The organism is Bacillus sp. LQ01, from assembly GCF_057624735.1.
Genome location: NZ_JBYEZL010000002.1, coordinates 65,230 through 83,403, shown reverse-complemented (window position 1 = coordinate 83,403; position 18,174 = coordinate 65,230). Strand labels below are relative to the sequence as shown.

General features: G+C 34.7%; 25 protein-coding genes and 1 pseudogene. 11 read left to right on the top strand and 15 right to left on the bottom strand.

Annotation, left to right across the window (positions count from 1 at the left end):
- Positions 1-2: 2 nt before the first annotated feature.
- Entirely contained in the window at positions 3-230 is a 228-nt protein-coding gene (locus tag AC22L0_RS12755) for a hypothetical protein (RefSeq protein WP_000849112.1), read from the bottom strand.
- A gap of 227 nt (positions 231-457) precedes the next feature.
- Complete coding sequence (locus AC22L0_RS12750) at positions 458-1,570, bottom strand: hypothetical protein (RefSeq protein WP_000737832.1); 1,113 nt, start codon at positions 1,568-1,570, stop codon at positions 458-460.
- Positions 1,571-1,662: 92 nt separating this feature from the next.
- Between AC22L0_RS12750 and AC22L0_RS12745 the strand changes: the two genes are divergently transcribed.
- A complete protein-coding gene (locus tag AC22L0_RS12745) occupies positions 1,663-2,328 on the top strand; it encodes an HAD family hydrolase (protein WP_139894693.1) in 666 nt (221 codons plus the stop codon).
- 14 nt (positions 2,329-2,342) lie between these two features.
- Here AC22L0_RS12745 and AC22L0_RS12740 read toward each other — a convergent pair.
- The 3 genes and pseudogenes from AC22L0_RS12740 to AC22L0_RS12730 form a co-directional block, all read right to left on the bottom strand.
- A pseudogene (locus tag AC22L0_RS12740) lies at positions 2,343-2,465 on the bottom strand (DUF3267 domain-containing protein); the annotation flags it as partial.
- A 112-nt stretch (positions 2,466-2,577) separates the two neighbouring features.
- On the bottom strand, positions 2,578-3,057 hold the full coding sequence (mutTA, locus tag AC22L0_RS12735; RefSeq protein ID WP_000276385.1) for an antimutator 8-oxo-(dGTP/GTP)ase: 480 nt from the start codon (positions 3,055-3,057) through the stop codon (positions 2,578-2,580).
- An 84-nt stretch (positions 3,058-3,141) separates the two neighbouring features.
- Positions 3,142-3,459 (bottom strand): hypothetical protein, encoded by a 318-nt coding sequence (locus AC22L0_RS12730; RefSeq protein WP_000448409.1) that lies wholly within the window; start codon positions 3,457-3,459, stop codon positions 3,142-3,144.
- Positions 3,460-3,542: 83 nt separating this feature from the next.
- Here AC22L0_RS12730 and ytzI point away from each other — a divergent pair, with 83 nt between their 5' ends.
- From ytzI to AC22L0_RS12710, 4 genes are all read left to right on the top strand, one after another.
- On the top strand, positions 3,543-3,692 hold the full coding sequence (ytzI, locus tag AC22L0_RS12725) for a YtzI protein (protein WP_139894694.1): 150 nt from the start codon (positions 3,543-3,545) through the stop codon (positions 3,690-3,692).
- A 1-nt stretch (position 3,693) separates the two neighbouring features.
- Positions 3,694-3,924, top strand: a complete 231-nt coding sequence (locus tag AC22L0_RS12720) for a DUF3953 domain-containing protein (protein WP_000944456.1) — start codon at positions 3,694-3,696, stop codon at positions 3,922-3,924.
- A 12-nt stretch (positions 3,925-3,936) separates the two neighbouring features.
- A complete protein-coding gene (locus AC22L0_RS12715; protein ID WP_487272287.1) occupies positions 3,937-4,164 on the top strand; it encodes a DUF3953 domain-containing protein in 228 nt (75 codons plus the stop codon).
- A 353-nt stretch (positions 4,165-4,517) separates the two neighbouring features.
- The gene (locus AC22L0_RS12710) at positions 4,518-4,748 is read left to right on the top strand and encodes a YczI family protein (protein WP_000916673.1); all 231 of its coding nucleotides are present in this window, start codon (positions 4,518-4,520) and stop codon (positions 4,746-4,748) included.
- A gap of 62 nt (positions 4,749-4,810) precedes the next feature.
- On the opposite strand, the gene luxS is transcribed toward AC22L0_RS12710, so the two are convergent.
- Positions 4,811-5,284 (bottom strand): S-ribosylhomocysteine lyase LuxS, encoded by a 474-nt coding sequence (luxS, locus tag AC22L0_RS12705; RefSeq protein WP_001141371.1) that lies wholly within the window; start codon positions 5,282-5,284, stop codon positions 4,811-4,813.
- A gap of 128 nt (positions 5,285-5,412) precedes the next feature.
- Between luxS and yidD the strand changes: the two genes are divergently transcribed.
- Positions 5,413-5,649, top strand: coding sequence for a membrane protein insertion efficiency factor YidD (gene yidD / locus AC22L0_RS12700; RefSeq protein ID WP_000809334.1), 237 nt, complete (start codon positions 5,413-5,415; stop codon positions 5,647-5,649).
- Here the strand turns inward: yidD and AC22L0_RS12695 are convergent.
- Entirely contained in the window at positions 5,646-6,209 is a 564-nt protein-coding gene (locus AC22L0_RS12695) for a beta-class carbonic anhydrase (RefSeq protein ID WP_000838164.1), read from the bottom strand. The two genes, yidD and AC22L0_RS12695, sit on opposite strands and share 4 nt — an antisense overlap.
- 224 nt (positions 6,210-6,433) lie before the next feature.
- On the opposite strand from AC22L0_RS12695, the gene cydA reads away from it, so the two are divergent.
- Both cydA and cydB read left to right on the top strand, forming a co-directional pair.
- Positions 6,434-7,783, top strand: a complete 1,350-nt coding sequence (gene cydA / locus AC22L0_RS12690; protein ID WP_087967186.1) for a cytochrome ubiquinol oxidase subunit I — start codon at positions 6,434-6,436, stop codon at positions 7,781-7,783.
- Positions 7,773-8,801 carry a cytochrome d ubiquinol oxidase subunit II gene (gene cydB, locus AC22L0_RS12685; protein ID WP_000017662.1) on the top strand — a complete coding sequence of 343 codons (1,029 nt, stop codon included), beginning with the start codon at positions 7,773-7,775 and terminating at the stop codon, positions 8,799-8,801. The genes cydA and cydB overlap by 11 nt, the downstream gene beginning before the upstream one ends.
- Positions 8,802-8,969: 168 nt before the next feature.
- On the opposite strand, the gene AC22L0_RS12680 is transcribed toward cydB, so the two are convergent.
- Positions 8,970-9,203 (bottom strand): spore germination protein, encoded by a 234-nt coding sequence (locus AC22L0_RS12680; protein WP_002062565.1) that lies wholly within the window; start codon positions 9,201-9,203, stop codon positions 8,970-8,972.
- A gap of 673 nt (positions 9,204-9,876) precedes the next feature.
- On the opposite strand from AC22L0_RS12680, the gene AC22L0_RS12675 reads away from it, so the two are divergent.
- Positions 9,877-10,914 carry a YdcF family protein gene (locus tag AC22L0_RS12675; RefSeq protein WP_000990101.1) on the top strand — a complete coding sequence of 346 codons (1,038 nt, stop codon included), beginning with the start codon at positions 9,877-9,879 and terminating at the stop codon, positions 10,912-10,914.
- A 187-nt stretch (positions 10,915-11,101) separates the two neighbouring features.
- A complete protein-coding gene (locus AC22L0_RS12670) occupies positions 11,102-11,974 on the top strand; it encodes a YitT family protein (RefSeq protein WP_000411244.1) in 873 nt (290 codons plus the stop codon).
- A gap of 257 nt (positions 11,975-12,231) precedes the next feature.
- Here the strand turns inward: AC22L0_RS12670 and AC22L0_RS12665 are convergent, their stop codons facing one another.
- The 4 genes from AC22L0_RS12665 to AC22L0_RS12650 all read right to left on the bottom strand — a co-directional run bounded on the left by AC22L0_RS12665 (position 12,232) and on the right by AC22L0_RS12650 (position 14,740).
- Positions 12,232-13,050, bottom strand: coding sequence for a DUF4247 domain-containing protein (locus tag AC22L0_RS12665; protein ID WP_000071185.1), 819 nt, complete (start codon positions 13,048-13,050; stop codon positions 12,232-12,234).
- Between the two features lie 12 nt (positions 13,051-13,062).
- Positions 13,063-13,569 (bottom strand): DUF4178 domain-containing protein, encoded by a 507-nt coding sequence (locus AC22L0_RS12660; protein ID WP_000051746.1) that lies wholly within the window; start codon positions 13,567-13,569, stop codon positions 13,063-13,065.
- Between the two features lie 21 nt (positions 13,570-13,590).
- A complete protein-coding gene (locus AC22L0_RS12655; RefSeq protein WP_000220087.1) occupies positions 13,591-13,995 on the bottom strand; it encodes a DUF350 domain-containing protein in 405 nt (134 codons plus the stop codon).
- Positions 13,996-14,074: 79 nt separating this feature from the next.
- The gene (locus AC22L0_RS12650; RefSeq protein ID WP_000110280.1) at positions 14,075-14,740 is read right to left on the bottom strand and encodes a PspA/IM30 family protein; all 666 of its coding nucleotides are present in this window, start codon (positions 14,738-14,740) and stop codon (positions 14,075-14,077) included.
- Between the two features lie 403 nt (positions 14,741-15,143).
- Between AC22L0_RS12650 and AC22L0_RS12645 the strand changes: the two genes are divergently transcribed.
- Positions 15,144-15,722, top strand: coding sequence for a lipoprotein BA_5634 family protein (locus AC22L0_RS12645; RefSeq protein ID WP_000737502.1), 579 nt, complete (start codon positions 15,144-15,146; stop codon positions 15,720-15,722).
- Positions 15,723-15,758: 36 nt separating this feature from the next.
- On the opposite strand, the gene AC22L0_RS12640 is transcribed toward AC22L0_RS12645, so the two are convergent.
- From AC22L0_RS12640 to AC22L0_RS12630, 3 genes are read right to left on the bottom strand one after another with little or no spacing between them, the layout of a single operon-like run.
- A complete protein-coding gene (locus AC22L0_RS12640) occupies positions 15,759-15,929 on the bottom strand; it encodes a FeoB-associated Cys-rich membrane protein (protein WP_000989593.1) in 171 nt (56 codons plus the stop codon).
- 13 nt (positions 15,930-15,942) lie between these two features.
- A complete protein-coding gene (gene feoB / locus AC22L0_RS12635) occupies positions 15,943-17,931 on the bottom strand; it encodes a ferrous iron transport protein B (protein WP_070757021.1) in 1,989 nt (662 codons plus the stop codon).
- The gene (locus AC22L0_RS12630) at positions 17,928-18,155 is read right to left on the bottom strand and encodes a FeoA family protein (RefSeq protein WP_000060512.1); all 228 of its coding nucleotides are present in this window, start codon (positions 18,153-18,155) and stop codon (positions 17,928-17,930) included. The genes feoB and AC22L0_RS12630 overlap by 4 nt, the downstream gene beginning before the upstream one ends.
- Positions 18,156-18,174: the final 19 nt, after the last annotated feature.

Sequence of the window (18,174 nt, the reverse complement as noted above, 5' to 3'; positions counted from 1 at the left end):
TTTTACCTTTTATCACACATTTTCGTTTCATTTGTAATGTTTCCATCCGCAACCGTAACTGTATGGAAACAGTCTTTCACACGTACTGTAACGACATTATCTTTTCGATCTATCACATGATAATCATTAAACTTTTCATTCAAAGCACTACGAATTTGCTCCCCTTCAAAAATCGGAAAACCGTGAGACATTACCCAAATGAGACCAGCAACAGCAAGAATCGTTTTCATACGTTTCATTACCTCCTCGAGAGTAAACTTATAGTCCCTACAACACGCGCATTATAATTGTGTCTAAATTGTGACATTTTTATACTAATTCTATTTTATACCGCAAGTTCCTTCTTCTTTTTAATAAAAATACAGAATTTTCAATTTTATCAACATAAAAAAACGCAAAGAATTAAAAATTCTTCACGCTTTTCTTTAACGAAACTATATCGAAAGCATAACTCACATTAGTCTCCACTTTGTTGTTCTATCGTTTTTGAAACATCATATAATCCCGACAGCACTTCCGCTCTCATTTTTACAAGCTCAGGGAACTGATAGAAGAAAGCAATTTTTTTATATTTTAACTCTGTTCCTTCTTTCACCTTTTTTGAATCTTGTAAAATGAACGCTGTAAATGTATCTGCGATATCCTCCGTTACATTTGTTGTTCCATACAGCGATACAAAATCATCATGCTTTTCTTTATAAAATTCAATTTGTGCCTCTTCACTTTCTTCTACTTTCTTTTCTGTCCACTCTTGCTCAATTGGTTTCCAAAATTCATTATAAAATTGGTTAATATACGAAGTTTTTCTCGCACATCCATTTTTCAAGAACACCGTGTTACATTTATTTCGATATGATGAAATGTCTTTCTCTTCATCAAACGCCTCTAAATATTTCCTATCCACTGGTACTTGTTTATGCCCAATCGTTAATACGTGAGCCGTTTCATGAATTAATGTTTTCATCACTTCATCTATATTCACCCCAGAATCGAGCACGTCTAAACTAAGCAACCAATCTCTCGGGTCATCCATACTTGGCATGACATGGGCAACAACGCCGTCATAACCATCCGTTATTAAATCCAACCCTGTTATATTCTCACGATATTTCACTGGAATGAGAGTGCGATACATGTCCCATAACGTTTCATGATACTCTCTATCTTGCCGCTGGCTTAACAAATCATCTTTTGCTACTTTGTCATCTGCAAAAACTTTATTCAATCTCTTACGATCCAATTTCTCAAAATAAGGATCTACAATTTCATCATCATCGATATAATAAGAAGCTAAAAAGAAGTAATTGTCATCCTCTTCTTTTTTCTGTTCCGCCTCTTTCATATTCATACTTTCATACTCTTCTATGTCATAATCCTCTACTTTTTCAAGTTCTGAAAGTCCCTCTATCTTTTTATATACTTTTTGTAATGTTTTATCTCCTATTTGCGTGCACTCTTCTTCTGTTTTACAAATTTCTTTTTCATTCGTAACCTCGATAGCACTCTCGCATCCTGCAACTAAACTGCTTGCTATAATACAACACACTAACTTGCCATACAGTTTCTTCATACAATCCCCCATTATTCCATTCTACAAAATATCATAATCATTTTTTTACGAATATGCGATAATTAATTATAAAAACTGCAAGGAGGCTTCCCATGATTCGTGCAATCTTATTCGACTTAGATGGAACACTATTAGATCGGCGCCAATCTTTAGAACAATTTATTTGTGAGCAATATAATCGCTTCGCCTCACATTTGAAGAGCATAGAGAAATCAAAGTATTGTTCTCGATTTCTTGAACTCGATAATAATGGCTATACGTGGAAGGATAAAGTATATGCTACTCTCCTTTCCGAATACAACATTACTACTTTAACGCAAGAACAACTACTACACGACTATATTACAAACTTCCAACATCATTGTATTCCTTTCAAAAACACGCATGAACTACTTCAACAGTTAAAACAGCGAAACATTAAAATTGGTATTATTACAAATGGTTTTACTGAATTTCAGATGAGCAACCTTCGAGCACTACATATACATACGTATACAAACACCATTCTCGTTTCAGAAGCTGAAGGAATTAAAAAACCTCATCCTGAAATTTTCGAACGTGCTTTGCAAAGACTAGATGTGAAGGCAGAAGAATGTCTTTATGTTGGAGATCATCCAGAAAACGATGTGCTTGGTTCTGAACAAGTAGGGATTTTTGGTGTTTGGAAAAAAAATTCGTTTTGGGGTGATTTTAAGCATTCACGTATCGTAGATGATTTGTTGGGGGTGCTTTCGTTTTTAGAGGTGGAGATAAAGTGAAACTTTAATCCGCCCCCACCCGAAAGAAATATATGCAAATAACCAATTCCAAACGACAAAGCAATTATTATAAAAAATAAAGAAAAGTTTAATTTAACCATCGAAACAGTAACAGTCGTTTCTTTTCTTTTATCCATCTTCCCCCTCCTAAAATGTAAATATATCTTTACAAAATTGTATAATATACCCAAAATAATGTGAAGATATATTTACATTTATTCTTACATACAAAAAAAGAAACCGGCTACTTTACTTCGTAAAACAGCCGATTTCTTCTATATGTTTCATCGTACGCGCTAATACGTCATCGCGCATTATAAAGCTAAATTTTCTATTCGTTTTAATGTTGTCAGGAATGTCTTTTAATAAAACAGACCCTTTCGTTTCTTCGTAATGCGTATGTTCTTCTACCGCACTAATTGTTGCAAAATAAATGTTTTTAATGATTATTTTGTCTTTTCCAGATACTTTGTATTGTCCTAAGTAAGTTAAATCAGAAACTATGCCGCCGGTTTCTTCATGAACCTCTCGAACTGCCGCTTCTTCCGGTGTTTCCCCTAGTTCTACTTTACCACCTGGAAATTCAAGACCGCGACGTAAATGATGCGTTAATAACCATTGATCCCCGTACCGGCATACAACCCAAACATGCTTTGGCTCAGGAGAAAATGGATAACGTTCAAACGATAATTGTACAGTGTTGTGGTAATAATCTTTAAATTTGTACATGCCATTACTCCCCTATTGATGGTTACAAGTTTTTCCTACCACAAATTGTAGCATATTCTCGCTTTTCTGCATAATATTATCCAATTACAATCCATTGATTATTCCCATTTGCGCGACTAATTCTTTCGTCTCATGATTTCCTAAATCGTAAATCATTTTATATGCTTTTTGTAGTTGTTCATCATATCGGTCATTATTTGAATCGTGGTGATACTCAACAAATGGAACGTGGGAGCGTACAAATGACCCTAAATCTTCTACATATGCTTGATCAAAGTGCTCTCTTAATTCCGTAATTTCCTCATCATTTGCGGAAATCTCAAAATTATACGTATCCGCCGTCTTCACTTGTGAAATTTGACCATTTCCTATTGATATATAATATGTTTTTTTCGTCTCCATGTAACACCCTTCTTTCATCCTTTTATTTTCTATTGTTTTCATCAATTACAAAATTATGTAAAATAAAGAAAAGGAGGGATTTTATGTTCAAAATATTAATTATCGGTATTATCATCGTCCTAATCATCCTCGTACTCTCCATCATGACAATTAATAAAGGCTATGCTTATAAACATTCCATCGATAAACTAGAAGACAATCCTTATACAAAAAAGAATAAGGAGAATTCCTAATATGCTTCGTATACTTCGCATCATAGTAGCACTCACTGTGATCGTTATGTCGGCAATTGGATTATATACAGGTCAAAATAATTTTTTACCTCTTTCACAATTTCTATTAGGGGCTTTAATGTTTCTCATCGCATTTGAACAAATAAAGAAAAAGGAGGCAGCAACTGGATTTATTTGTATTATTGCCGGTGCTTTCATTTGGATAGTTCTCATTATTACCTACATAAAATAGAGGAGGTCTTTTATGCTAAAAGGGGGTCGGATTACTTTATCACTTATTGCCTTATCTATAGCAATCTATGGATTTTTTACTGGTAGTAGAGAAATAATGCCTTATATGTTCATCTTTTTAGGAGGTATGGCCCTCACCATAAGTTTAGAGGGAATATTAAAACGACAAACAGGAGGTAGTCTGTTCGCTCTACTAGCAGGGGCCGCTGCTTTATTTATTGGTTTCACAGAAATATTCTAGTAAATGGTCTAAAGGAGGCTATACAATGCTAACTCTAACTATATTACGGAGTTTTTTAGCATTTCTCATGCTTCTCTTACTCATTCTAAGCACTTATATCCATGTTACCGATAATTTTTCACTTCTCCCATACGTACAATTTATTCTCAGTTGTTTCTTTATTCTTCTAGGAATTAATGAATTGAAATCCGGACGAAAATCAATGAGTATCCCGTATTTTTTCGTTTCCAGTCTCATATTCTTCTTTTTAATATCAAACTACTTTCGTTATATGTAGAATGAAATTTTGACCAATTTAGCATTTATAATTATTTTCTCTCAGTAACTATTTCTTTCTACTTAAGGGGGATTCCATGTTAAAAAACATTCAAATTATAATCGCCACTATCGCTCTTTCTCTCGCCCTATTTAGCTTCTTTGCAAACTTCACTATTCTTTTACCTTACGTGTCTATCCTTTTAAGTATTATGTGTATCCTTTTTGGAATCGATGAAATAAAGAAGCAGCAAAAAACGAAAGCATTTGTTTATTTTCTCTGTTCTGCCTTTGTTTTATATGTTGGAGTGTCTAGTATACTTTCATAAAAAAAGAACATGTTCGCTCTTAATAAAATAAAAAACTGCCCTTTCACAGGCAGTTTTTCTTTTTATCCAAAAACTTTCTCAAGTTCATCTTTATCTTGGCTTAACCAGAAGTTCATTAAGCGTTGTGCTCCTTCTAAGTCGTGAAGCTTCGCTTGACCACATTGCGTTTCATTTGCAGCCGGAATTTCTGTAATTTGAACTGCATCTTTTAATGTTAGTTCTAATAAATCAATGATTTCTCGTACTGTCGGTGTTCCGCTTACTACAAGATAATATCCTGTTTGGCAGCCCATCGGTGAAATATCGATAATATCAAAGTGCGGATAACGATCAATATATTTACGTAAATTAAATGCTAATAAATGCTCTAACGTATGAATAACATCTGGTTTCATTGCTTGTTTATTCGGTTGGCAGAAACGAATATCGAATTTATTTACAATACCGTCACTACCTACATTGTGAACTCCGCAATGTCTTACATAAGGTGCCTTTACAATCGTATGATCTAATTCAAAGCTTTCTACTGATGGCATACAACATCTCTCCCGCTTTTAATTTAATTCCGTTATATCCAATATGATATAACGGAAATGCACATTAGTAAAGTATTATGTACAGTCGTGCTATAATACTTTAAGAATATGCTGAAAAGGAGACCGTTATGAAACAGATTTTTATTGGGATTATACGCTTTTATCAAAAGTTCATTTCTCCGATGACGCCACCAACATGTCGTTTTTATCCAACTTGTTCTCATTACGGATTAGAGGCGTTTCAAAAACATGGTGCACTCAAAGGCTTTTGGCTTACTTGTAAGCGTATATTAAAATGTCACCCCTTCCACCCGGGAGGATTTGATCCTGTCCCAGATAAAAAGGATGACAAAGTAAATTCTTAATTGTCGTAACCATTCACAACTAAATCTAATTTTCCTGTATCAGGATCTATAACAAGACCGTGAACAGGTACTTCTTCCGGAAGTAATGGGTGGTTGCGAAGTACTGATACGCTATGTTCTACACTTTCTTCCACACTAGAGAAACCGCGCAAGAATTGTTCTAAATCGATTCCAGAATAACGAAGCATATCTAATTTCTCTTCTGTTATACCGCGTTCTTTCATTCTCTCAATCGTACTGCTTGCTTGAATTTTTGCCATACCACAATCATGGTGACCAACTACACATACTTCATCAGCGCCAAGTTCGTATACAGCGACTAAAATACTACGCATAATACTTCCAAATGGATGTGAAATAACAGCGCCTGCGACTTTAATAATTTTCACATCACCGTTACGCATATTCATCGCTTTCGGTAATAGTTCAACAAGTCGTGTATCCATACAAGAAATAATTACCATCTTTTTGTTTGGAAATTTCCCCGCTACAAACTCTTCATATTTTTTCTCTTCAACAAATTTCTCATTGTACTGCAAAATCTCTTCTAATGACTTCATAGTAAAGGACCCTCTTTTCTCTCGTTTACACTACATAAATAGTGTACCAAAATATGAAAAACTCAAAAAGGATATCGCTTTATAGTAAAAATAAGATATTTTCAGATAATCGACATAATTCTTTCAAAATATACACACATCTTTGTAACAAGTTTCACATACTTTAAACGTATTTTCACTATAAACTGATTGTAGATAATGTAAAAAAGGAGTGAATATTTATTATGTCCGACGTTCTGTTACTGAGTCGTTTTCAATTTGCAATTACTATTTTTTATCACTTTTTATTTGTACCTTTGACAATCGGACTTGTCATTTTAGTAGCATGTATGGAAACTCAATACGCCCGCACATTGAATCCAACATACCGTAAAATGGCAAATTTCTGGGGTAAATTATTTACAATTAACTTCGTAATGGGGATTATAACCGGGATTACGATGGAATTCCAATTTGGAACAAACTGGTCTGAGTACTCCAAATATATGGGAGACATTTTCGGATCACCTCTCGCAATCGAAGCACTCGTTGCCTTCTTCTTAGAATCTACTTTCATGGGAATATGGTTATTCGGTAAAGACAAAATTTCACCAAAGTTCCGTGCCTTCTGTATGTGGATGGTTGCACTTGGAACAAACATTTCCGCCCTTTGGATTATTACAGCAAACGGCTTTATGCAAAACCCTGTTGGATACGTCGTGCGTAACGGCCGCGCTGAATTAAATGATTTCTGGGCACTCGTTACGAATCCATACGCTTGGAACATGTTCTTCCATACTGTAGTTGGTTGTTATATCGTAGGTGCTTTCTTCGTTATGGCAATTAGTGCCTATCACTTATTACGTAAAAATGAAGTAGAATTCTTCAAAAAATCATTTAAGTTTGGTTTAATGTTAGGCTTATTCGCCGCAACAATTACACCGTTTATGGGACATCAATCTGGTGTATCAGCGGCTAAATATCAACCCGCAAAAGGTGCTGCAATGGAAGCAGTTTGGGAAACTGGAAAAGGACAAGGCTTCTCAATTGTTCAAATTCCTGATGTAAAAAATGAGAAGAACTTTGAATTCCTTACGATTCCAAAACTCGGAAGCTTCTTCTACACAAATTCATTTAATGGCGAAATTGTTGGTTTAAAAGATATTCCGAAAGATGAACGTCCAAATGTTAACCTCGTGTATTATAGCTTCCGCTTAATGGTTGCACTCGGCATGTTCTTTATGGCATTAACTTGGTATGGCTTCTATTTAAACCGAAAAGGAAAACTAGAAAACTCAAAACGTTATTTAAAAATTACAATATGGTCTGTCTTACTTCCTTATATCGCGATTAACGCAGGATGGATTGTCGCTGAAGTAGGTCGTCAACCATGGACAGTATATAAACTAATGCGTACAGCAGAATCTGTATCGCCTATATCTGTCCCGCAAATTTGGTTCTCATTAATTAGTTTAATTTTATTCTACACTTTACTTTTAATCGCAGACGTATACTTAATGCTGAAGTTCGCGAAAAAAGGACCTGCCGCATTAGAAGAATCTGCTACTGAGGGAGGTGTGGCTCATGTCTCATGATATGCTTGCAATCATCTGGTTCGGTTTATGGGGCGTGATTTGGACAGTTTACTTCATTCTTGACGGGTATGCACTTGGTAACGGAATGATTTTTCCTTTCGTTACGAAAGATCGACAAGAACGAAATCAATTACAAGAAGCAATTGGCCCGTTCTGGGGCGGTAATGAAGTATGGTTAATTACAGCTGGTGGCGCAACATTTGCTGCCTTCCCAGTCACATATGCTAATATGTTTAGTTATTTATATACACCGTTATTCTTAGTATTACTTGCACTATTTGCTCGTGCCGCTGGACTGGAATTCATGCATAAAGATGATTCACCAATTTGGCAAAAAACTTGTAAATGGGCATTTGCAATTGGCAGTTTCCTAATCGCCTTCTTATTCGGTGTTACGTTCGCTAATCTTTATTACGGACTACAAATCGGAAAAAATGGCTATGAAGGAAATTTACTTAGCTTACTAAACCATTACGGTATATTAGGTGGTCTTTTCTTCACTGCTATATTTGTCGTATCCGGTGCCCTTTGGGTCATGATTAAAACGACTGGTGAAGTATCTGATCGTGCTTATAAAATCGCAAGACCATTTTCAATGGCAGCTGCTATTATTTTAGCTATCTTCTATGTAGCAACTGCTAATCGGACAAACTTATTCCAAAACTTTACGGAATATCCGGTACTATTCATTCTTCCAGTACTTGCAATGCTAATGAGTGTACTCGCACTTATTATGGTGTACAAACATAAAATTGGCCTTGCATTCACATTCGTTTGCCTAACAATCGCAATGTTTATGACAACTGGCTTTGCAGGTATGTTCCCAAGAATGTTACCATCTCGTATTAACGATGCATACAGTACAACGTTATATAACGCAGCTGGTAGTCAATTAAACTTAAAAATTATGTTCTTCGTTGCAATGGTTATGGTACCAATCGTTATTGGATATCAGCTTTGGAGCTACAGTATTTTTAAAAATAAAATTCATAAAGACTCTGCTAAAGGGTATCACTAAAGTAAAAAAAGACACTTCGTTTGAAGTGTCTTTTTTTGTACGTATGATTTTCGATAAGATGTTATATTTCTAATCTAACAACTATAATACAGAAGAATCATTAACAGCTCACAGCTAGAGTGTAACATACAACAAACATGTTACTTTATGCAATTTTGCATTTTAAAATTATAACGTTGATTGAATAACTTGATCATACGCATCATTATCCCTTACATCCGCCGTACTAATCCCGCTAAACGTTTGTACTTTCATTCCTGTATTTGATGATCCCGATCCATTATAAGCTTTCGTCTTTTCAATCGGCTGTACGTTATATTTATCCCCTACATTAATTGTTCCATTGCAGTTTTCAATAATAACACCTTCCACAACTGCCGGCATTTTGTCACCCACTTTCATTTCTTTACTTTTATTTTATGAAAATCGCCTAGAAAAATAGCATGTTTCAATAAGAAAAAGCACTCAATTTGAGTGCTTTTTCTTTAAGCATAAAGACAAGTTTGGAGACAGTTGACTTCTTCAAAATTTTATTAGGGGTAATATTTTGAAAAAGAAAGCCTTTCATATGTAGGTTAACACCACTGGAATATATAGTAAATTGATAATATTTATACGGAAGATTGCTAATGTTTAGTATAGATAGTTTACACTATGCTAACAGTGAAAACTATCTATACTAATAAAAAAAGGTGCCTTCAAAAAAGACACCTTTCAAAAACAGACACTATAAAACAGAATTATTTATTGTTATACGATTGTTAGATACAAAAAGTAGAGGGAAATGTTTGTATTAAATTCTGCTTTATAAAGTCTGTCTACAAATTATATTGTAATCCTCTTCATTTGAAAAAAAATATAATATGCACAATTGCATACAAAAAGAAAAAGCACTCTATTGAGTGCCTTTTCAACCATTTTACTTTTAATATATCGCTTTGAATATATTGTAACATATGTATCCATATATTTTATTGAGAAAATTCAAAATCCTTTTTCTTTCATTTTCACTTATAAAATCATGTAATATAAAAGGTATGTCAAATTCTTATACAAATTGAGGTGTACTATATTTATGATGTATTTCGGAATTATTCCTCTTATATTATTTATTATTTTTCTTATCTCATATTTAAAAGATCCGCGAAAAATAATAAACGGCTTTTTATTTAATTCCTTTGTCTGTTTTTTCCTTCTTTTTTGTGTGATTATATCTGTAAATTCAAGTAGTGATGTCCTACGCTATATTATAATTTTACCTATTTTAGCACTTCTTATTATGCTTCCTTTCGGTATTGTTGCTTTAATGTTTGGGCTATTTCTTAATGCTAGAATTTTAATGAAGCGAGAAGGAAGACGGTTCACTAACTGTTTAACACTCCTTGCTGCTTTAGGGATGTTATTCTTTATGTTACTCCCTATTATAAACCCAGCAAGTTTGGTCTCATCGCATTTAGAGCCTATTTTTGCAGCTATTTCTCTTATAAGCTTCTATTTCTTTATACACTTATCTAACTTCTTAAGCGCATATTTTTTATACCAATTCAACAGACCAAGACGTAATCAAGATTTCATTATCGTTCTTGGTAGCGGCTTAATTAATGATAAAGTACCACCATTACTTGCAAGCCGCATTAATAAAGCTATCGACTTCTATTGGAAACAAGCAGCTGTAAATACACCACCAACAATTATTTTCTCTGGTGGTCAAGGTCCAGATGAAGGTCTTCCAGAGGCAGAAGCAATGCAAAATTATGCTGTTGAAAAAGGAATTCCTCTTGAACATACGGTGCAAGAAAATCGCTCTGTAAACACATATCAAAATATGTTGTTCTCTAAAGAAATTATGGATTCTTTAAAACCTGAAGGTAAATATAAAAGTATTTTTACCACAAATAATTTCCACCTTTTCCGCGCTGGCATATACGCTAGACAAGCTGGTCTTAATAGCCAAGGAATCGGGTCAAAAACTGCATTTTATTACTGGCCTAACGCAATGATTCGCGAATATGTTGCGATTGTCGTAATGGGACGTAAGCGCCATATGAAAATATGTGGAACTATTTTAGGTTTCGCTTTATTCGTATCAATACTTAGTTTTATATTTTCTTAATAGCATCCCATCCTTTGAAAGGATGGGATTTCTTATACTGATTTCAAAAATATTTTAAAGATAATATGGTGATAATATTCCCTGCATACATCCATTAAAGGAGAATTTTTTCAAATTAAATGTTAAAATAAAATTTAGGTGTGAATGACGTAACAAATAAGAAACTAGTTTGAAACGAGGAAATTATATGGAGAAAATTATCAAAAACAAGCCCAATAAGCTAAAAATTGCTTCAAAAGCTTTGATGATTATTATTGGGGCATTTATCACAGCGTACGGATTAGAAGCAGTATTAATTCCAAATAACGTATCAGACGGTGGGGTGACTGGTTTAAGTATCGTTAGTTCAAGATTATTTGGATTGCCATTAGGAGCTCTAATCGCAGTTATTAACATTCCTTTCGTTTGGTTAGGGTATAAGCAAATCGGTAAAAGCTTTGCGATTTATTCTATTATCGGAATTGCTTCATTAGCAGTAGGTACCGTTGTCATGCACGGAATACCAGCTATTATTGAAGGCGATACATTATTAGTTACAGTTGTTGGTGGTATTATCATCGGTTTTGGTATGGGACTAGCATTACGTAACGGTGGGGCATTAGATGGAATCGATATGCTTGCTGTATTGCTTTCTCGTAAGTTACCATTTGGAACGAGTGACCTTATTTTATTCTTAAACATGTTCGTATTTATTTTCGTATCAACGGTATTCGGTCTTCAGGGAGCTATCCTTTCGGCAATTGCTTACTTTATCGCTTCGAAAGTGATTCATATCGTTGAAGTTGGTTTAAGTGGTTCAAAAGCATTTAAAATTATTACAAAAGAGCCTGAATTAATGGTAGAAACAATTCGCGATCGTTTAGGCCGAAGTGCAACATATAACGAAGTATACGGTGGTTATTCAAGAGAGAAATTCAAAGAAATTTCTTGCGTAATTAACCGTTTAGAAGAAAGTAAAATGAAAGAACTTATTAATGAAATCGATCCACACGCCTTTATTACAGTTTATGACGTAGCAGAAGTAAAAGGCGGTAATTTCAAGAAACGTGATATTCATTAATCGTTATATAAAAGAGGGTGTGCCAAAATTTTGGCACACCCTCTGTTTATTATTAAGTTGCTATCGTTGTCAGTTTTTGTGGGTAAGTCGATATATTTCAATAATCCCTGATATATTTTAAGTTGTGGTCGATATATTCTAATAATCGCTGATATATTTTTACTTCCCCCCTTATGCCTAAATCGTACCAACTGAAAGGGATTAATTCCCATAACAAAAAAAGACCAAAAAGCAATTTACACTTTTCGGTCTCTACACTATCTTCTCTTCGTAATCTTTCCTGAACCACCGACCCTCGTTTTCGGAGGAGATGTATTCCTTGGCGGCGTTTTAATAGATGATTTTGGCTTCACATCTGATCCGCTTGAACCGCCTGGTGTTTTCGTAATTTTCCCCTTGCTTCCAGTAGAAGGTGGGGGCGTCGTATTACTTCCTTTTTCAGTAATACTTCCCTTATCACCTACTGATGGTTTCGAATCTACATTATCGCCTCGCTTAATGATAGACCCTTTCCCTTCCTTCGTAATTGGAGGTGGGGTTTTCTTTTCTTCTTTTGTAGGTGGTCTTTCTGGAATAACTGGTTGATGATTTTGTCTGTCATTATATCCTCGGTAATCACCGGATGATGATCTTTTTGAACCGAATATATCGTTTAATATGCTACCCATAATATATCCTTGCAAGAAGGACGGTTGGTAATTTTGACGGACAAATTCTTTATTACTTATTTCAATTAACGTATCAGATGGTTTCTCTTTATCCTTTTGCAGGTTATAAATCTTATCAGAATAAACGAGGAACATTTGATTTTCGTCTTCTTTAGATGCTTGCTTCGGTTCTCTTTCGTTAATGAGTTCCTTCGCTACTTCAGGAACTGACCGATTGGCGGCCCTATACACGTAAGATTCTTGTTTACCTTCCTTGGCAACAGATTCAAGTGGATAACGGTCTTGAATCGACTTTGTCTGCCCGCCTTGACAACCTGATAAGGCATAACCAGCAACAACAAGTAATATAACGATAGCAAGTATAGGGATTACAAACGATTTAATCATGGTAAACAATCGGTTTGACATGATTACGCCCCCTTACGTTGCTCTTATAATTTGTACATCAGCAGGAATGATTGCTTCTCCCTCATACATCATTGTGCGACCATTTTGCCATTCAATACGCAATAATTTTCGATTGTCTGATTGGAATTCCCATACGTACTGTTCTTCTGAAGCTGAGAATGGAGTTTTTCCCATAACAACAACACGTCCGTTATATTGTTCTTCCATATGGTACTCGGTATCATCCATTTCAATTGTCGTCGGAATTTCATCAATTGAATCTAAGCGACCATCAATTGGTGTATATAATTTGTAATACGTATTTTCACGATCTTCAATTTTTAAATAACGAATGTCTTTTCCATCTTGCAATGTCAAAACAATTTCCTTACGCGAATGCATACTCGTTTTCCCAATTAATTCATACATAACTAATGACACTTCAATCATATCGCCAGGAGCTAACGTTAAAAGACTCTTTTCCGGCTTCGGTGGCTCTGGGCTTTTCATTATATTTTTAATTCGTTTAAATAAACTCATGATCTACCCCTCCTTTTCTCTTTATAAACAAGCACCTAAAATTAGTGCACCAACAATATGTAATGATCCGGCTAACATCGCATGTGCAACGCTACCTTCTTTCGTACCTTCTTCTAAATCAAGACCAGACATTTTCTTTAATACAAATTCGATAAACATTTCTACCACTAATAAAATAACGAAAGAAACTGCTGAAGCAAGAAGTGCCTGCCATAAGTCATTTGCTTTCGTAATTGATTGGGATAAAATGTACCCTTGTGCAAATAATTTCATAATAAAACGAGTTGTTACAGCTGTATTTCCATTTTTAATTTCTTTTAAATCATTGTATTTTGTAAAAATTGAATCAACCCACATAATTGCAAATAAAAGTACTGCACTCGCTCCAGTCCATACAAGCATGGCAACTACATTCATCCATGTCATTGCAAAACCTCCTCTAAATATAATAGAAAACCGACATGAATATATTTAGACATGTCGGTTCATTTGTCTTTATTCTATATTATTTCTCATACTGCTTCATAATACGAGCTAATTCATCGTCAACAGCAGAATTTTTGTTTAAGCTTGCGAATTCATCATCTAATGATTTTTCTTTCTTATAAACTTCACCGCTTGCTTCTGCTTCAGCCTCTAATTGAAGAGCTTTCTCTTCCATACGGCTTAAACCAGCTTTTGCTGAGTTTGAATCAAATCCAGACATCGCCTGATTAATATTCTTTTGTGCTTTCGCCGCATTTACACGCGCTACAAGTGTCTCACGTTTATTTTTCAGCTCATTTAATTGCTTACGCATTTCTTCTAGCTTTAGGCGCAGGTTATCAGCAGCAGCTTTATTTTGCTCATAGCTTGCTTTATACTCATTCATCTTTTGTTCTGCGTTTTGTTTTTCTTCAAGAGCACGACGCGCAAGATCTAAGTTATTAGCTTGAACAGCCATATGAGCTTGCTCTTCACGTTTTTTCACAAGTGCTTCTTGCTCTTCAAATAATATTTTGAATTTCTTCTCAAGCGCGATTTGAGCCGCTACACTTTTCTCTGCTTCTTGTACATCCGCTTGCATATCACGTAAATATTGATCAGTCATCTTAACTGGATCTTCCGCTTTTTCAATTAATGAATATACATTCGACATTGTTAAATCTCTTAATCGTTTGAATACAGACATCTAAATTCCTCCTATGATATACCTCATATTTCAAATTCACTACTTGGAAAACTGAAAAATCTCCCTTTACAGTAAAGAATATTCATTTTTACAGCCTATGTGTTTATTATAACAAAACTAATATGTCCTTACATGTTATTTCCAAAATACATCCATTATAATATGACATTCTATATACAATATTGTATTTCTAATATATTCTCATTATCCCTCTTTGAAATTAACTTACTTTTGTGCAATTTCACTAAATTACATAAGTGTAATGTTACTGTAAGCTAACTCGATAGTTGCATTCTGATATTTCTTATACACTAATACCAGAAGCAACAAACAAGCTTCTTCACTTGTAAGCAATAATACAAAAATTGTATTTAATATAAAACATATAAAAGGAGAAATCATCATGAAAAAATTAGTAGGAATCGGATTAGCAGCAGCAATTTCACTTGGAGCATTATCAGGTTGTTCTTTATTAGGAGAGAAAGCGAACGGTTTTGTACTGTACGGCTCAGAAGAACAAGTTCAGCAAATTACAGATAAAAACAAAAAAGAAGTGAAAGAAAAAGACTTCTATAAAATGAAAATGACAACATTAGATGGTAAAAAAGTTCTTGTAATGGATAAGAAAACTGGTGAGGAACTAGTGAAAAAAGAGTTACTTAGCAAAGTTGATGAAAAAGACAACACGAAACCACTTGATAAATTACCAGCTGTAACAACAGAACAAGGTGTATTATTTGCAAAAGAAAAAGTAGAAAATGCTACACTTGATGGAGCGAAATTAAAATATGAAGGCAACACAATTATCGGAAGTGGCCGTGCATATACAGATATGTATGCGATTGTCGATGACGCAACTTACAACAATGTAAAAGGTGATGAAAAATCTGTAGGTGTATTAAAATTTGATAAAGACCCAAGTAAAGAATTCCCTGGTTACAACGGCGTCGAAGCTTCTCAACTTGTAAAAATTAAAAAGTAAAACAAAAAAGCTTTGCGACATTCGCAAAGCTTTTTTCTATTTATTATGAGCAACTTGTTCCATATCTGGACTACAAGTTTTCGACTGACATGACTTATTTAAAGAACATGCTGCGCATTTTCCTTTTTTACTTCTCTTTACAAAATTAACTAACGTGTATGCTGCATAACCAAAAATGATAGCTCCAATTATAATATTGACCATCATTATACATCTCCTTTTAGAATCCTAGTAAAGATCCAACTTGGTATATAATAAGCGTTAATACATAAGCAACAACAAGCGGGTAAACGACTGAGAAAATCGTCCATTTCGCTGATCCTGTTTCACGTTTAATAACAGCCACCGTCGCTAAACATGGAACGTATAATAAAATAAAGAACATAAATGCATAAGCTGATAATGCTGTATAATGTGCTCCCATTACGTTTCCAAGCACATCTTCTTTAACTGCATAAATAATTGCCATTGTTGAAACGACAACTTCCTTCGCTAAAAATCCTGTTAAAAGGGATGCTGCAGCTTGCCACGTTCCAAAGCCGAGCGGTGCAAATAGCGGTGCGATAAATCCACCAATCATCGCTAAGTAACTGTCTCCCATATCAACACCAAATCCTGATGGACCTGCATAGTTTAATAACCAAATGACAACCGAACCACCAAAGATGAATGTACCAGCTTTACGAACAAATCCTTTTCCTTTCTCCCACGTGCTCAGCCATAATGTTTTCGCTTGTGGCACACGGTAAGGCGGTAATTCAATTACGAAAATAGACTTTTCCGCTTTCAAAATCGTAAGAGACATAATTTTTGTAACTAATAACGCAAGAACAATCCCTGCAACATATAAAGAAAATACAACAGTCGCCTGACTATGCGGGAAGAATACGCCCGCAAATAATGCATATACAGGTAATCGTGCTGAACAAGACATAAATGGTGTTACTAAAATGGTAAGTAAACGTTCTTTCTCCTGTTCAATCGTTCTCGCAGCCATAATACCTGGAACGTTACATCCAAAACCGATAATCATCGGAATAAAAGCTTTTCCGTTTAAGCCGAAAAACTCCATAATTCTATCCATAACAACTGCAATTCGCGCCATATACCCTGAGTCTTCTAATAATGAAATGAAAAAGAATAGTGCAAAGATTTGTGGTACGAATACTAATACAGCACCAACACCGGCAATAATACCTTCTGTAACGAGTGCTTGAATAAAATGAGAAGCTCCAATACTTGTAAGTCCAGCCGTCACCCAATCCGTAAGCTGGCCACCAAAAAACTCATCTAACATATCAGATAAAGGTGTACCAATCCACGTAAACGTAACCTGAAAAATAAAAAACATAACTGCTAAAAAGATTGGAAGTCCTAAAATTTTATGTGTAATTAATCTATCAATTTTTTCTGAAAAAGGAATTTTTCCTTCTTTCTCATGCTTCATAACATTTGTTTTTAACTTTTCAATATACGCTTCACGAGTTTTGTAAATGTGCTCTTCTAACGTACAATCAAGTTTTCCTTCTAAGCGAGATCGAATGGCTATGAGTTCCTTATAAATTGGTAATGCTTTCATTTCTTTTTCTACTACTTCGTTATTGCTTAAAAATTGAAGTGCTAACCATCTCGGATGCTCGTAATTCGCTGTCTCTAAAAGAGCAATTACTTCTCCAATTCCTTCATCCATTTGTACACCATATGAAATAAGGAATGGCTTTTTCTCTTTTTTGTCATTTTCTTTAAGAGTCGTAAGCAGTTCTTCACAGCCTTTTCCACTTCTTGCAACAACAGGAACGACTGTTACACCTAATAGTTCTGATAATCGTTTTACATTAATGACAATTCCTCTTTGCTTCGCCACATCAACCATGTTTAAACCAATTGAGACTGGCTTACCAAATTCAAGTAATTGCAACGTTAAATGCATATTTCTTTCAAACTGCGAGGAATCTACGATATTTAACATATGATTAAATTCTTCTGTTAATAGAAAGTTTGTTACAACACCTTCATCACGTGAAACTGGATTTAAATCATAAACACCTGGTAAATCAATTAATGTTCCTTGTCTATCTTTTAATTTACCAACCTTCTTTTCTACTGTTACACCGCTCCAGTTTCCTACATACTCATAAGAACCAGTAAGTGCATTAAATAATGATGTCTTCCCTGTATTCGGATTCCCTAGCAAAGCTACCTTATTCACGCTAATTCCACCTTTATCATTTTCGCGTCACAATGACGAATACTAATTAACTGTCCACGACACTCCAATGTACAAGGACCTTTGAACATCGCTTTCTGTTTCAGGCGAAGTTCGCTTCCTTCAGCAAGACCGAAAGCAGCTAGTCTACGCTTTAATAGCTGATCTAAAGACTGAATACTTTTTACTAACACTTTCTCTCCAATTTTAATATCTACTAAACTCATAACCTTCCCCCTCAGAAGA

Bases quoted from the DNA above. Each gene is read 5' to 3' on its own strand.
- AC22L0_RS12755 (WP_000849112.1), bottom strand. From the start codon at position 230: ATGAAAACGATTCTTGCTGTTGCTGGTCTCATTTGGGTAATGTCTCAC.
- AC22L0_RS12750 (WP_000737832.1), bottom strand. From the start codon at position 1,570: ATGAAGAAACTGTATGGCAAGTTAGTGTGTTGTATTATAGCAAGCAGT.
- AC22L0_RS12745 (WP_139894693.1), top strand. From the start codon at position 1,663: ATGATTCGTGCAATCTTATTCGACTTAGATGGAACACTATTAGATCGG.
- mutTA (WP_000276385.1), bottom strand. From the start codon at position 3,057: ATGTACAAATTTAAAGATTATTACCACAACACTGTACAATTATCGTTT.
- AC22L0_RS12730 (WP_000448409.1), bottom strand. From the start codon at position 3,459: ATGGAGACGAAAAAAACATATTATATATCAATAGGAAATGGTCAAATT.
- ytzI (WP_139894694.1), top strand. From the start codon at position 3,543: ATGTTCAAAATATTAATTATCGGTATTATCATCGTCCTAATCATCCTC.
- AC22L0_RS12720 (WP_000944456.1), top strand. From the start codon at position 3,694: ATGCTTCGTATACTTCGCATCATAGTAGCACTCACTGTGATCGTTATG.
- AC22L0_RS12715 (WP_487272287.1), top strand. From the start codon at position 3,937: ATGCTAAAAGGGGGTCGGATTACTTTATCACTTATTGCCTTATCTATA.
- AC22L0_RS12710 (WP_000916673.1), top strand. From the start codon at position 4,518: ATGTTAAAAAACATTCAAATTATAATCGCCACTATCGCTCTTTCTCTC.
- luxS (WP_001141371.1), bottom strand. From the start codon at position 5,284: ATGCCATCAGTAGAAAGCTTTGAATTAGATCATACGATTGTAAAGGCA.
- yidD (WP_000809334.1), top strand. From the start codon at position 5,413: ATGAAACAGATTTTTATTGGGATTATACGCTTTTATCAAAAGTTCATT.
- AC22L0_RS12695 (WP_000838164.1), bottom strand. From the start codon at position 6,209: ATGAAGTCATTAGAAGAGATTTTGCAGTACAATGAGAAATTTGTTGAA.
- cydA (WP_087967186.1), top strand. From the start codon at position 6,434: ATGTCCGACGTTCTGTTACTGAGTCGTTTTCAATTTGCAATTACTATT.
- cydB (WP_000017662.1), top strand. From the start codon at position 7,773: ATGTCTCATGATATGCTTGCAATCATCTGGTTCGGTTTATGGGGCGTG.
- AC22L0_RS12680 (WP_002062565.1), bottom strand. From the start codon at position 9,203: ATGAAAGTGGGTGACAAAATGCCGGCAGTTGTGGAAGGTGTTATTATT.
- AC22L0_RS12675 (WP_000990101.1), top strand. From the start codon at position 9,877: ATGATGTATTTCGGAATTATTCCTCTTATATTATTTATTATTTTTCTT.
- AC22L0_RS12670 (WP_000411244.1), top strand. From the start codon at position 11,102: ATGGAGAAAATTATCAAAAACAAGCCCAATAAGCTAAAAATTGCTTCA.
- AC22L0_RS12665 (WP_000071185.1), bottom strand. From the start codon at position 13,050: ATGTCAAACCGATTGTTTACCATGATTAAATCGTTTGTAATCCCTATA.
- AC22L0_RS12660 (WP_000051746.1), bottom strand. From the start codon at position 13,569: ATGAGTTTATTTAAACGAATTAAAAATATAATGAAAAGCCCAGAGCCA.
- AC22L0_RS12655 (WP_000220087.1), bottom strand. From the start codon at position 13,995: ATGACATGGATGAATGTAGTTGCCATGCTTGTATGGACTGGAGCGAGT.
- AC22L0_RS12650 (WP_000110280.1), bottom strand. From the start codon at position 14,740: ATGTCTGTATTCAAACGATTAAGAGATTTAACAATGTCGAATGTATAT.
- AC22L0_RS12645 (WP_000737502.1), top strand. From the start codon at position 15,144: ATGAAAAAATTAGTAGGAATCGGATTAGCAGCAGCAATTTCACTTGGA.
- AC22L0_RS12640 (WP_000989593.1), bottom strand. From the start codon at position 15,929: ATGATGGTCAATATTATAATTGGAGCTATCATTTTTGGTTATGCAGCA.
- AC22L0_RS12630 (WP_000060512.1), bottom strand. From the start codon at position 18,155: ATGAGTTTAGTAGATATTAAAATTGGAGAGAAAGTGTTAGTAAAAAGT.